The sequence below is a fragment of the Massilia sp. P2_C2 genome, assembly GCF_056404615.1.
Genome location: NZ_JBFUDR010000173.1, coordinates 1 through 12,994, shown reverse-complemented (window position 1 = coordinate 12,994; position 12,994 = coordinate 1). Strand labels below are relative to the sequence as shown.

At 64.6% G+C, this 12,994-nt stretch carries 12 protein-coding genes; 9 read left to right on the top strand and 3 right to left on the bottom strand.

Features of this window, described 5'->3' with window-relative positions; all coding sequences use genetic code 11:
* From AC1DYX_RS19175 to AC1DYX_RS19160, 4 genes are all read left to right on the top strand, one after another.
* On the top strand, positions 1-238 hold a 238-nt coding region (locus AC1DYX_RS19175), incomplete at its 5' end, for an MbcA/ParS/Xre antitoxin family protein (RefSeq protein WP_477261695.1).
* On the top strand, positions 239-922 hold the full coding sequence (locus AC1DYX_RS19170) for an RES family NAD+ phosphorylase (protein WP_477261693.1): 684 nt from the start codon (positions 239-241) through the stop codon (positions 920-922).
* Positions 923-932: 10 nt separating this feature from the next.
* On the top strand, positions 933-1,253 hold the full coding sequence (locus AC1DYX_RS19165; RefSeq protein WP_477261691.1) for a DUF2288 domain-containing protein: 321 nt from the start codon (positions 933-935) through the stop codon (positions 1,251-1,253).
* Between the two features lie 79 nt (positions 1,254-1,332).
* Positions 1,333-2,076 carry a GAF domain-containing protein gene (locus AC1DYX_RS19160; protein WP_477261689.1) on the top strand — a complete coding sequence of 248 codons (744 nt, stop codon included), beginning with the start codon at positions 1,333-1,335 and terminating at the stop codon, positions 2,074-2,076.
* 6 nt (positions 2,077-2,082) lie between these two features.
* Here AC1DYX_RS19160 and AC1DYX_RS19155 read toward each other — a convergent pair whose 3' ends face one another.
* Entirely contained in the window at positions 2,083-4,092 is a 2,010-nt protein-coding gene (locus tag AC1DYX_RS19155) for a bifunctional 2',3'-cyclic-nucleotide 2'-phosphodiesterase/3'-nucleotidase (RefSeq protein WP_477261687.1), read from the bottom strand.
* 146 nt (positions 4,093-4,238) lie between these two features.
* Between AC1DYX_RS19155 and prfB the strand changes: the two genes are divergently transcribed.
* The 3 genes from prfB (at position 4,239) to lysS (ending at position 7,615) form a co-directional block, all read left to right on the top strand.
* A protein-coding gene (prfB, locus tag AC1DYX_RS19150; protein WP_477261685.1) for a peptide chain release factor 2 occupies positions 4,239-5,343 on the top strand; the annotation gives its coding sequence in 2 pieces (ribosomal slippage) (positions 4,239-4,319 and positions 4,321-5,343; 1,104 coding nt in all).
* 4 nt (positions 5,344-5,347) lie between these two features.
* Positions 5,348-6,043: an HAD family hydrolase gene (locus AC1DYX_RS19145; protein WP_477261683.1), complete on the top strand. Its 696-nt coding sequence runs from the start codon at positions 5,348-5,350 to the stop codon at positions 6,041-6,043.
* Between the two features lie 12 nt (positions 6,044-6,055).
* Entirely contained in the window at positions 6,056-7,615 is a 1,560-nt protein-coding gene (gene lysS, locus AC1DYX_RS19140) for a lysine--tRNA ligase (RefSeq protein WP_477261681.1), read from the top strand.
* Positions 7,616-7,767: 152 nt separating this feature from the next.
* Here the strand turns inward: lysS and ppnN are convergent, their stop codons facing one another.
* Positions 7,768-9,138, bottom strand: coding sequence for a nucleotide 5'-monophosphate nucleosidase PpnN (gene ppnN / locus AC1DYX_RS19135; RefSeq protein ID WP_477261679.1), 1,371 nt, complete (start codon positions 9,136-9,138; stop codon positions 7,768-7,770).
* Positions 9,139-9,326: 188 nt separating this feature from the next.
* Between ppnN and AC1DYX_RS19130 the strand changes: the two genes are divergently transcribed.
* Positions 9,327-10,877, top strand: a complete 1,551-nt coding sequence (locus tag AC1DYX_RS19130; protein ID WP_477261677.1) for a peptide MFS transporter — start codon at positions 9,327-9,329, stop codon at positions 10,875-10,877.
* 23 nt (positions 10,878-10,900) lie between these two features.
* Here the strand turns inward: AC1DYX_RS19130 and AC1DYX_RS19125 are convergent, their stop codons facing one another.
* On the bottom strand, positions 10,901-11,830 hold the full coding sequence (locus AC1DYX_RS19125; protein ID WP_477261675.1) for an NAD-dependent epimerase/dehydratase family protein: 930 nt from the start codon (positions 11,828-11,830) through the stop codon (positions 10,901-10,903).
* A 136-nt stretch (positions 11,831-11,966) separates the two neighbouring features.
* Here AC1DYX_RS19125 and AC1DYX_RS19120 point away from each other — a divergent pair, with 136 nt between their 5' ends.
* Positions 11,967-12,863 carry a LysR substrate-binding domain-containing protein gene (locus AC1DYX_RS19120; RefSeq protein ID WP_477261673.1) on the top strand — a complete coding sequence of 299 codons (897 nt, stop codon included), beginning with the start codon at positions 11,967-11,969 and terminating at the stop codon, positions 12,861-12,863.
* Positions 12,864-12,994 lie beyond the last annotated feature (131 nt).

Genomic DNA, 12,994 nt, shown 5'->3' with positions numbered 1-12,994 from the left:
GAAGCACCCCGCACGTGTGCTGGAAGTCGACCGGATCACGCGCATCTCCTATTTGCTCGGCATCTATAAAGCCCTGCACATCCTGTACGGCGACAAGCTTGCCGACGAATGGGTCCACCTCCCGAATACCAATCCGATCTTCAATGGCCGCACACCGCTGGCCTATATGTTGGGCGGGGGCCTGCTGGCGATGCAGACCGTGCGCCGTCTCCTCGACGCCCGCCGCGGAGGACTGTGAGTGAAACTCATCCCCCGCCTGACTGCGCTGCGTCAGTTCGACACCTGCCGGCTGATCCCCTCGCGCTTCGCCGACCTGGAAGACTCCGTGCTGGCCCCGCTGGCCGACGACGACGGCATGCTGCGCGACCTGTTCGACCTCGACAATGCGACCAACGACCGCCTGCGCGGCGAATCCGGCCTGCTGCCCGGCATCGGCGTGGATGAGCTGGTGTTCGGCGTCCCGAATTTCCGCATCATCAACGCGGCCTATACGTATGCACGACCGGAAGGCAGCCGCTTCAACGACGGCGAGCGCGGCGCCTGGTATTGTGCCTTCGAGGTCGAGACGGCGCTGGCCGAGGTCACCTTCCACAAGGCCGTCGAGTACCAGGAGATCGGCCGCTTCCACGACAGCGTGAACTACCAGGCGCTGCTGGCCGACTTCAGCGCGTCCTTCCACGACCTGCGCGGCACCGACGCCTGGGACGCCTGCCTCGATCCGGAAAGCTATGTCGGTTCGCAGGCGCTGGCGGCCGAGCTGCTGGAAGCGGGCTCGATGGGCGTCATCTATCCGAGCGTGCGCCGGCCCGGCGGCACCAACCTCGCCTGCTTCCGCCCCGCACTGGTCGGCAATGTCCGCAAGGGCCATGCATATCGGTTAACATGGGCGGGTTCGCCGCTTCCCGTCGTCGAATCCCTCTGAATGACCCATCATGAAAACCGATCCGCTGAAAGACAAAGAACTGCACGACAAGATCAACCACGAGACCGCCCGCGTACACTGGTCCGAACTCGAACGCCATTTCGCCCACGGCGCCGTGGTCTACGTGAACGAGGCCCTCGATCTCGTCGAAGTCGCCATGCGCATCGCCCATGACGACAAGGACAGCATCGCCCGCTGGATGAACGAAGGCAAGCTTGCCAAGGTATCGGACCTACAGGCGCGCACGTGGCAGGCGGCCGACACTCTGCTGTGGGCATCCGTCGTCAGTCCGTTCGTGCTCGTCCAGCCGGAGAAGCATGCCGTACACTGAGTATTGACGAATGGCGTGACCAAATCCACAGGAAATGTGAGCCTCCGAATCCGCTATACTGACGGAAATGGGGAAGTTTATGCAAAGCAACGTTCAAGAAGACGATCCGATCCTGACCACGAGCGAGGTCGCGCGCCTGCTCGGCGTAGCGACGAGCACCGTACAGATCTGGATGGAAAGCGGCGCGATCGAATCCTGGAAGACACCGGGCGGCCACCGTCGTACCCGCCTCAGCCTCGTGCAGGGCCTGATGCATGGCGACGACCACACCCGCTCGACCCCGAATCCCAGCACGGACAAAGAATACCAGCCGGCGCCTCAGCCCGGCTACCCGGTCGGCCCGAATGAACGGACGCGTCTGGCCGCGCTGGCCGCCACCGGCCTCGTCGACAGCGCGGACGAAGCCCGCTTCGACCGCCTCGTGCGTCTCGCGGCGATGGTGACCGGCTCGCCGATCGCACTGATTTCCCTGCTCACCTCGACGCGCCAATGGTTCAAGGCCCGCGTCGGCCTGGCCGCCCGCGAAACGCCGCGCGACTGGGCGTTCTGCTCGCACGCGATCCTCAAGAACGAGCTGTTCGTCGTCGAAGACGCGCTGGAAGACGAGCGCTTCCGCGACAATCCGCTCGTCCTGCAGGAACCGCATATCCGCTTCTACGCCGGCGTGCCGCTGCGCGACAAGTCCGGCCAGCCGCTCGGCACCCTGTGCGTGATCGACCGCGAGCCGCGCCGGCTGCGCGCGGCCGAGGTGCAAAGCCTCATCGACCTGGCCGAGATCGCCGCCAGCGAGATCCAGGCGACCGGCCGCAACCAGCGCAACTGATCCGCTTCATTTCGACAGATCGACGGCGTACAGCGCCAATCCCTTGCCCTGGCCGTCGTCCGCCTGCAGCTGCGTCACGCTGTCGAGCCCCGCTGCGCGCGCCAGATCGAGCTTGCCCGGCGGCGCATGGAACACGACCGGCCCCGCCGTGCGCACCGTCGTGAAGCGCCAGCTGCGCGCGCTGCCGTCCGCGGTCCGGGTCAGCTTCTGCCGCTTGCGGATAAAGGCGATCAGCACGTCGCGGTTCGTGTCCGGCGACGCGATCACGGTGCGGCTGCCGTCCAGCCCGGGGAAGTTGCCGCCGCCGCTCGCGCGGTAGTTATTCGTCGCGACGAGGAACACCTGGCCGGCGCCGACGGGCTTGCCCTGCCATTGCAGGTTGCGGATGCGCTGGCCAAGCGGCTGCGTCACGTCGATCTCGTAGCGCAGGCCGGGGTCGGTCACGGTGTCGAGGTTATAGCCCGGGAAGCCCGCATTGACGAGTTCCTGCTGCCCGGTACGCGCCGGATCGATCGTATTGAAGCGGTTCGCCGCCCTTTCCAGCCACGCCTTCAACCCCGCGCCGTCGACCTTCACGGCATACAGCGCGTTCGGATACAGATACAGGTCGGCCGCATTGTTCAAGGCCAGGCTGCCTGCAGGCACGTCCGTGTAATCGGCCGGCCCGGCCGCGCCGGTCTTGAACGCGGCCGACACGGACAGCACGGGCACGTCCGCGTACTGCGGCAGGTTCGTCTTCACATAGTCGCGCACATAGGCGGCCTGCGCCTCGTTCACGACCTGGAGCGCGGACGGGTCGCCTACGTCGGCGAAATAAGTCGACATGCGGAAATCCGTGCTGCCGACGGGCGTCTGCACCCAGCGGATCGTCGCCTCGTGCTCGGCGCGCACGAGGTCCATCACGGCCGGGTCGGCCGCGACATACGATTTGTCGGCCTGCTGCGTGGAGCGCGTCTCGACGCCGGTCTTGTCGCGCTCGATGCGCCAGCCCTTGCCGTCGTGGCGCAGTTCGAAACGGATCACGCCCAGGTTCTTGCCCCACAGGTTGGCCATCACGGCCGGCACGCCGAACACGGTGCCGCGCGCCTTGTCGACGTTCGGCAGGTTGAATTGCGCGACCGTGCTGGCCGGGTTCGGGAACAACTGGTGCGCGTGACCCATCAGCAGGGCGTCGATGCCGGGCACCTGCGCCAGGTAGTAATTCCCGTTTTCCATCGTCGGGGAATACGGGGCCGCATCCAGGCCGCCGTGCGAAATCGCGACGATGACGTCGGCGCCCTTCCTGCGCATCTCGGGAATATAACGCCGCGCCGTCTCGACGACGCCTGCCGTGACCACGCGGCCTTCCAGCCAGCGCTTGTCCCAGGACAGGATCGTGGGCGTCGTGAAGCCGATGATGCCGACCTTGACCGTCGCTTCCACCGGACGTCCGTGGGCGTCCTCCGCCCGCACGCGCTTCTCGACGATGCGGTAAGGCGCGAACAGCGGCTTGTGCGTCTTGACGCTGTAGACATTCGCCAGCACGACCGGAAAACCCGGCCCCGCGCAGGCCTTCGCCGGCCGCGCCATGCCGGGCACGTCGAAGCGGCTGCCCGTCACCTGGCCGAGGAAGGCCAGGCCGTAGTTGAAATCGTGGTTGCCCACGCTGCCGCCGTCGTAGCCCAGGCGTTTCATCGCCTTGTGAACTCCCAGCAGCTCGCCGCACTTCACGGGCGTGACGACGGCCTGGTAGTCGCCCAGCGCGCTGCCCTGGATCGTGTCGCCATTGTCGAGCAGCACGGTGTTCGGGAACTCACGGCGCGCCTGGGCGATCAGCGTCGCCGTGCGGTCCAGCCCCAGCGACGGATCCACCGCCAGGCGGAAGTAATCGTAGCCGACGACATTCGCGTGGATATCCGTCGTCTCGAGGATCGCCAGCGTGGCATGCGTGCCCGCGGGCACGGGCGTGGCGTGGGCGGCGGACAGCGCCGCCAGCAGCGGCAGCAGGCGGAAAGGAAGAGAAAGACGGCGTGTCATGGACTGGTCAATCTGGCAAGAATCGTTGGCAACAGCGGGCCATCATAAGCCACCGGCATCTCGCACGACAAGGCGCACACGGGCAGGCCGCGCACTGCGGTATAATCGAGGGTTCGATTTAACCAACTAAATATTGCCAGAAGACCATGGAAGCTGAACGCATCAATGCCCTCTCCGCCCTGCTGAACGACCTGACCAGCCGTGAAGCCGAACTTCGGAGGTATCTTTGACTTCGACCGCAAAGCGGAGAAGTTAGAGCAGGTCAACCAGGAACTGGAAGACCCCGCCATCTGGAACGACCAGAAACGTGCCCAGGACATGGGGCGTGAGAAGAAGGCGCTGGAAGGCGTCGTCCTCACGCTGGAAAAGGCGCGCGCCGACCTGACGGACGCGGCCGACCTGTTCGAGATGGCCCGCGAAGAAGGCGACGACGCCACGATCGAAGCGGTCGAAGGCGATGCCGGGGAAATCAGGAAGGTCATCGAGGCGATGGAATTCCGTCGCATGTTCAGCAACCCGATGGACCATGCCAGCTGCTTCATCGACATCCAGGCCGGCGCCGGCGGTACCGAAGCCCAGGACTGGGCGTCGATGCTGATGCGCCAGTACCTGCGCTATTGCGAGCGCAAGGGCTTCAAGGCCGAGGTCATGGAATTGTCCGAGGGCGAGGTCGCCGGCATCAAGACGGCCACCATCAAGGTCGAGGGCGAATACGCCTACGGCCACCTGCGCACGGAAACGGGCGTGCACCGCCTCGTGCGCAAGTCGCCGTTCGACTCCGCCAACGGCCGCCACACGTCGTTCTCGTCGATCTTCGTGTACCCGGAAGTGGACGAATCGATCGAAMTCGAGATCAACCCGGCCGACGTCCGCATCGACACCTACCGCGCATCCGGCGCCGGCGGCCAGCACATCAACAAGACCGACTCCGCGGTGCGCCTGACGCACGCGCCGTCGGGCATCGTCGTGCAGTGCCAGAACGACCGCTCGCAGCACCGCAACAAGGCCGAGGCCTTCGACATGCTGCGCGCCAAGCTGTTCGAACTGGAGCTGCGCAAGCGCATGGCCGAGCAGCAGAAGCTGGAAGATTCGAAGACGGACGTGGGCTGGGGCCACCAGATCCGTTCGTACGTGCTCGACCAGTCGCGCATCAAGGACCTGCGCACAGGCTTCGAGACCGGCAATACGAAGAACGTGCTGGACGGCGACCTCGACGACTTCATCTCCGCCTCGCTGAAGCAAGGGGTGTAAGCCGATGACGCAAGCGCAGTGCGCCTTCATCTTCGACATGGACGGCACGATCGTCGACAACATGGCGTTCCACACGGATTCCTGGCTGGCGTTCTTCGCCCGCCGCGGCAAGACGTACGATGCGGACACGTTCTTTCGCGAGACGGCCGGCGCCCAGGCCCGCGAGATCCTGCGCGAGCGTCTCGGCGCGGACATCACGGACGACGAGATCGCCGTGCTGGCGCAGGAAAAGGACGTCCTGTACCGCGAGATCTATGCCCCGCACCGCGCCGCGATCCTGGGCTTCGAAGACTTCGTGGCGCAGGCCCGTGACGCCGGCGTGAAGCTGGCGGTGGCGACGTCCGCCCCACCTGCGAACATCGTCTTCACGCTCGACGAGCTGGACCTGCGCCGTCATTTCGACGCCGTCGTCGGCGCGGCCGACGTCGCGCGCGGCAAGCCCCATCCGGACGTCTTCCTGAAGGCGGCCGAAAAGCTGGGCGTGGCGCCTGCGGACTGCATCGTGTTCGAGGACGCCCCGATGGGCGTGGAAGCGGCACGCCGCGCCGGCATGAAGGCCGTCGTCATCACGACCACCCTGCCCGCCGCCGCCTTCCGCGAATTCGACAACATCGTGGCCATCGTCGCGCACTATGAAGAACTGGACGTCGGCGACATGCGCGTAGGCGACATGCTCGGCCACCCCGTGAATCCAAACTAGCCCTTTACTGACATGAGCACCAATAATAAAGAAATAAGCCAAGAACAACAAAACAACGAGCCCACGAGCCTCGCGGCCGAAGACAACAAGATCATCGCCGAGCGCCGCATCAAGCTGGCCGCGATCCGCGACAAGGGCATCGCCTTCCCGAACGACTTCGTCCCGCAGCACAAGGCGGCCGACCTCGTCGAGCAGTTCGCCGGCTGGACGCGCGAACAGCTGGAAGCGGAGCCGCAGCAGGTCGTGCTGGCCGGCCGCATGATGCTTAAGCGCGAAGCCGGCAAGAAGGCCGCGTTCGCCACCCTGCAGGACGCATCGGGCCCGCGCGCCGACGGCCGCATCCAGATCTACGTCACCCTCGACAACACGGGCGAGGAAGCGATGGAAGCGTTCCGCCACTACGACCTGGGCGACATCCTCGGCGTCGTGGGCACGCTGTTCAAGACGAAGACCGACGAACTGACCGTGAAGGTCACCACGCTGCGCCTGGTCACGAAGGCCCTGCGTCCGCTGCCGGACAAGTTCCATGGCCTGGCCGACCAGGAAACGAAGTATCGCCAGCGTTACGTCGACCTGATCATGAACGAGGAAACGCGCCGCACGTTCAAGGCGCGCACGGCCGCGATCTCGTCGATCCGCCGCTTCATGCAGGACAACGGCTTCATGGAAGTCGAGACGCCGATGCTGCACCCGATCCCGGGCGGCGCCGCGGCGAAGCCGTTCATCACGCACCACAACGCGCTGGACATGCAGATGTTCCTGCGCATCGCCCCCGAACTGTACCTGAAGCGCCTCGTCGTCGGCGGCTTCGACCGCGTGTTCGAGATCAACCGCAACTTCCGCAACGAGGGCGTGTCGATCCGCCACAATCCGGAATTCACGATGATGGAGTTCTACGCCGCGTGGACCGACTACAAGTGGCTGATGGATTTCACGGAAGCCGTGATCCGCCAGGCGGCGATCGACGCCCACGGCACCGCCGAACTCACGTACGGCGGCCGCGCGCTGGATCTGTCGAAACCGTTCCATCGCCTGACGATCGTCCAGGCCATCAACAAGTTCGCGCCGCACTACACGGACGAACAGCTGCACGACATGGACTTCCTGAAGGCGGAACTGGCCAGGTTCGGCGTCAAGCCGCATGTCATCTCGGGCCTGGGCGCGCTGCAGCTGTCGCTGTTCGAAGAGACGGCGGAAGCGCAGCTGTGGGAACCGACGTTCATCATCGACTATCCGGTCGAAGTGTCGCCGCTGGCGCGCGCGTCCGACACGCGCGAAGGCATCACGGAGCGCTTCGAGCTGTTCATGGTGGGCCGCGAGATCGCCAACGGCTTCTCGGAGCTGAACGATCCGGAAGACCAGTCGGCGCGCTTCCTGGCGCAGGTCGAAGCGAAGCAGGCGGGCGACGAAGAGGCGATGTACTACGACGCCGACTACATCCGCGCGCTGGAATACGGCATGCCTCCGACCGGCGGCTGCGGTATCGGCATCGATCGTCTCATGATGATCATTACCGACTCGCCGAACATCCGTGACGTGCTGCTGTTCCCGCACCTGCGCAAGGAAGATTAAACGTCACACATCACAAAAAAGGCGCGGATTCGTCCGCGCCTTTTTCATTGGTCCTGTCCGCATGGGCACGGGGTGCCCACCCTACGTTTGATTGTGGCAACGAACATCGACATGCCGTAGGGCGTGCTCCCCGAGCCCACCAAACGTTCGAATCAACGCACCACGCGATAGCAGGGCACGTACTCCTTGCCCGGCAACTTCATGCGACTCTGCTCCACGAACGACTGCAGCAGCGCATCCATCGGCGCCATGATCTCGTTCTCGCCATGGATCTCGAACTTGCCGAACTGCTCGATCGCGCGGATGCCGTCTTCCTTCACGTTGCCCGCGACGACGCCCGAGAACGCGCGGCGCAGGTTCGCCGCCAGCAGGTGCGTCTCCTGGTTCTTGTGCAGCGACAGGTTACGCATGTTCTCGTGCGTCGGCCGGAACGGCTTCTGGAACTCCGGATCGATCCTCAGGCCCCAGTTGAAGTAGTACGCGTCGCTGCGCGACTTGCGGAATTCGCGCACCTGGCGGATCCCCTGCTGCATCTCGCGCGCGACGGCGTCCGGGTCGTCGATGATGATCTTGTAACGGCTCTGCGCCTGCGCGCCCAGCGTGAGGCCGATGAAATGGTCGATCTGCTCGAAGTACTCGCGTGCCGTCGACGGCCCCGTGAACACGAGCGGGAACGGCTGCTCCGCATTGTCCGGATGGAGCAGGATGCCGAGGATGTACAGGATCTCTTCCGCCGTGCCGGCGCCGCCCGGGAACACGACGATGCCGTGCCCCACCCGCACGAAGGCCTCCAGGCGCTTCTCGATGTCCGGCATGATCACGAGGTCGTTGACGATCGGGTTCGGCGACTCCGCCGCGATGATGCCCGGTTCCGAGAGACCGAGGTAGCGGCCGCCCGTCAGGCGTTGCTTGGCGTGGCCGATCGTCGCCCCCTTCATCGGCCCCTTCATCGCGCCCGGACCGCAGCCCGTGCAGATGTCCAGTTCGCGCAGTCCCAGCTGGTAGCCCACGTGCTTGGAATAGTTGTATTCGACCCGGTTGATCGAGTGGCCGCCCCAGCACACGACCAGGTTCGGATTACGCTGCGGCTGGATGACGTTGGCATTGCGCAGGATGTGGAAGACGGCGTCCGTGATGCCTTCCGGGCGCGTGAGGTCGAAACGCGGGTTGTCGGTGACCTCGAAATTCACGTAGACGATGTCGCGCAGGACCGAGAACAGGTGCTCGTGGATACCCTTGATCATCTTGCCGTCGACGAAGGCATGTGCCGGCGCGCCGCGGATATCGAGCTTGATGCCGCGCTCGCGCTGGATGATCTTGATATCGAAATCCTGGTACCGCTCGAGCAGTTCCTTGCCGTCGTCGATCGAGCTGCCGGAATTCAGAACCGCCAGCGCGCATTTGCGGAAGACCTGGTACAGCCCGCCCTGGCTCGTGTCGAGGAGCTTGAACACCTCGGCCTTCGACAGGACTTCCAGCCTTCCTTCCGGAGAAATCAGCGTATCGACAACGTCGTAATTCATGGTTGGTTCCTTTCCTCTTCTGTAAATCGGCAAATCTTTTGCTCCAATATACGACAAGTCACAAGAGTTTGTGTCACCCTTTTTACGATTGGCGCAAGCGCGTACGGATGAGCTGGAAAAAGGTGGCCCCATATGCACGATTTACACTAAAATGCGACGCTGAGCCGCCGCCCTTACCCAGGGCGGCCATGCCGAAAAAAACAATCACTCTTACAAAGATTCAGGGGAGGAACCGCATGAGCGGTGCAGCTACTACAACCGCCGAACCGAAAGCGGTACCGGAGTTCAAACAGATCATGGGGCACCCTGCGCCTCTGTGGATGCTGTTCATGACCGAATTCTGGGAACGCTTCGCTTTCTACGGCATCCGTTGGGCCCTGGTGCTCTACATCGTCGCCCAGTTCTACGGCGGCAGCGGCGTGGGCCAGGCCGACGCCAACCTGACCTATGGCTCCTACCTCGCGCTGGTCTACGCCGGCGCCGTGTTCGGCGGTTATATCGCCGACCGCGTGATCGGCTACCAGCGTTCGATCCTCGTCGGCGCCTCGTTCATGGTGCTGGGCCTGTTCGCCATCACCATCCCGGACCCCGACGTCTTCAAGATGGGCCTCGCCACCATCATCGTCGGCAACGGCATGTTCAAGCCGAACATCTCCGCGATGGTCGGCCAGCTGTACGGCATCAGCGACCAGCGCCGTGATTCCGGCTTCACCATTTTCTACATGGGCATCAACGGCGGCGGCTTCCTCGCTCCGATCCTGACCGGCGCGCTCGCACAGGGCTTCTCGGGCCAGACCGGCGTGCCCGCCTACAAGGTCGTGTTCTTCGCCGCCGGCGTGGGCATGATCCTGTCGCTGATCTGGTTCCAGATCGGCCGGCGCGCCCTGAAGGGCATCGGCGCTGCCACCGGCCCGCTGGCCAACCCGATGCGCGTCGTCGGCGTGGCCATCGGCGCCCTCGTCGTGATCCCGGTCGTCTACTTCCTCCTGAAGCTCGGCGCGGAAAAGCTGCAGGGCGTGCTGTCCGTCCTCTTCATCATCCTGGCCGTCATGCTGATGGTGGAAGGCATCCGCGGCGGCGCCGTCGTGCGCGACAAGACGATCGCAATGCTCGTGATCTTCTTCTTCAACGTGATGTTCTGGTGCTTCTTCGAACAGGCGGGCAGCTCGTTCACGTTCCTGGCCGAGTACATCGTGCGCCGCGACTTCGGCGGCTGGGTCTTCCCGACCGGCTGGTTCCAGTCCGTGAACACGCTGGCCATCATCGTGTGCGCGCCGGTCGTCGCGGCCGTGTGGGTCGCGCTGGGCCGCAAGAACCCGTCGATTCCGCGCAAGTTCGGCCTGGGCCTGATTTTCAATGGCCTGGCATTCCTGTTGCTGATGTTCGCGCTGCAGCACCTCGTCGGCCCGGACAGCAAGATCCCGTTCTGGACCCTGTTCATGGTGTATGTGATCCAGTCGATCGGTGAGCTGTGCCTGTCGCCGATCGGCCTGTCGATGGTCACCAAGCTGGCCCCGACCCGCCTCGTCGGCCTGGGCATGGGCGGCTGGTTCCTGTCGACCGGCATCGGCAACAACCTGTCGGGCATCTTCGCCTCGATCGTGTCGGGCGAAAAAGGCATGACGGTGGAATCGGCGCTGTCCGGCTACACGTTCGGCTTCTGGGCCCTGATCGGTGCCGGCGTGCTGCTGTTCCTGATCGCGCCGTTGATCCAGAAACTGATGCACGGCGTGAAGTAAAACGGCGGCCTTCGGCCGGCGTTTTACACGAACGCCAGGTCATGCAACTGGATCGTATCGTCGATCCAGTCCTCGCAATGGCCGAACCTGTAGCCGAGCGCCTGCGCGCGCGACGTATCGAGGACCATCGCCCCCGGCACGTCGAACGGCGACAGCCGCCCCATCTCCGCCGGCGGCACGCGCTGGCGCATGCGCACGGGCGTGTCGAGCACGGCGCCGACCCGCTCGTACAGTCCCTTTGCCGACAGTGCGCCGCCGCACGCCGCGTTGACCGGCCCCGTGAAATCCTGCATCCCGACCCAGACCAGGAAATCGGCCGCGCCCTGCAGCGGCATGAACGACAGCACCGCATCCGCGTTCGAGTATTCCAGCACCCCGCCCATGCGCGCCAGCTCCACATAGTGCGCGAGGCGCCCCGTGAAGTCCTCCGGCCCGCCCAGCACGTGCGCCAGGCGCGGCGTGACGAGGGGCAGCGAGCCGTCGCGCACGAGATAGGCCTCGGCCTGCACCTTGCCCGCGACATAGCACTCGGTCGCGCGGCACGGGTCGTGCCACGGATACGCCGTATCGATCGGCTGCGCCTCCACGGCCAGGTCACTCTCGCGCAGCGGGTTCGCATGCTCGTAGCCGAGGGTGCGGTAGGCGTCGATCGTGGACGCCATCACATAGCGCCCCACCTTGCCCGCAAACGTGCGTACCGCGATGGCCGCATCCAGCGGGTTGTAGCACATCTGGTCGTACACGATGTCGAACGGACCGACGCGGGCGAAGGCATTGCGCATCGCGGTCTCGTTGCGGCGGTCGACGCGCACGCGCGCGATCCTGTCGCCGAACGGGTCGGGCGCATAGCCGCGCGTCGCAATGGTCACATGAGGGCCGGCGCGCAGCAGCCGCTGCACGAGCAGCTTGCCGATATAACGGGTACCGCCGATCACCAGGATATTCTTGGGCATGAAGTTTTCCTTAGTCTGTGGGCGAGGCACGTAGCACTGTTTTGGTGAATCCGTTATATTCTGTAACGAGAACAACAATAGTTCAAACGAGAAAAATAAATCTGATGAATAAGAAAAACTTACGCATGAGGATGGATTGAAGCCGCTGCGCAGCCTCTCGGGCCTGATCGACTTCGACTGCGCCGCGCGCTGGGGCAGCTTCAAGCTGGCCGCGCGCGAGCTGCACAAGACGCCCGCCGCCGTCAGCCTGCAGGTCAAGCAGCTGGAAGAAGCCATCGGCTTCCCGCTGTTCGTGCGGCATCCGCGCCACATCGCGCTGACGGCCAAGGGCCAGGAACTGGCGATCGCCGTGGCACGCATGCTGGCCGACCTGCGCGCGAAAGTGGCGGCGCTACAGCGGGGCAACGAGGAAGCCGTGCTGCGCATCTCGACGACGCACTCGTTCGCGATCAAGTGGCTGGTGCCGCGCATGTCGCGCTTCACGAAGCTGCATCCGGAACTGGACCTGCGCATCGACTCCAACGACACGCCGGTCGACATCGAGGACGACGCCGTCGACGTGGCCATCCGCTATGGTCCCGTGCGCGACGACGACCCTGCCCTGCTGTTCCGTGAGCGCCTCGTGCCCGTGTACAGCCCGGACCTGCTGGCCGACGGCCAGGAGGCCCTGAGCCTGTCCGATTTAACCCGTTTTCCACTGTTGTGCGAACGCACGCCGGAAAGCTGGTTGCAACTGCTGAACGAGAACCGCGCGCTGAAAGGCGATTACGATTTTTCGCGTACGTATAGCCACTGGGGCGTGCTGGCGCAGGCGGCGGTGGCGGGCCAGGGGATCGGCCTCGTGCCGTACGGGATCGCGTTCGAGGACATCCGCGCGGGCACGCTGTTGCAGCTCGCGTGCCGCAGCGCGCCGTTCGGGTATGGGTATCGCCTGCTCGTCAATCCGCACAAGGAGACGATGACGAAAGTGCAGCATTTCCGCGACTGGATCGTCGCCGAGATGGAGTCCATGAAGGCGACGATCAACGCATAACGGGGATGCATGCGTTCGGCGGGCACGGGGTGCCCACCCTACGAGTGACATGCCGTAGGGTGGGCTCCCCGAGCCCACCATTGCAGATTATTTCGCGGCTCTTTCGCGGCCGACGACGTACAGCAGCACGC

Coding starts and splice junctions, on each gene's coding strand:
- AC1DYX_RS19165 (WP_477261691.1), top strand. CDS start 933: ATGAAAACCGATCCGCTGAAAGACAAAGAACTGCACGACAAGATCAAC.
- AC1DYX_RS19160 (WP_477261689.1), top strand. CDS start 1,333: ATGCAAAGCAACGTTCAAGAAGACGATCCGATCCTGACCACGAGCGAG.
- AC1DYX_RS19155 (WP_477261687.1), bottom strand. CDS start 4,092: ATGACACGCCGTCTTTCTCTTCCTTTCCGCCTGCTGCCGCTGCTGGCG.
- AC1DYX_RS19145 (WP_477261683.1), top strand. CDS start 5,348: ATGACGCAAGCGCAGTGCGCCTTCATCTTCGACATGGACGGCACGATC.
- lysS (WP_477261681.1), top strand. CDS start 6,056: ATGAGCACCAATAATAAAGAAATAAGCCAAGAACAACAAAACAACGAG.
- ppnN (WP_477261679.1), bottom strand. CDS start 9,138: ATGAATTACGACGTTGTCGATACGCTGATTTCTCCGGAAGGAAGGCTG.
- AC1DYX_RS19130 (WP_477261677.1), top strand. CDS start 9,327: ATGCCGAAAAAAACAATCACTCTTACAAAGATTCAGGGGAGGAACCGC.
- AC1DYX_RS19125 (WP_477261675.1), bottom strand. CDS start 11,830: ATGCCCAAGAATATCCTGGTGATCGGCGGTACCCGTTATATCGGCAAG.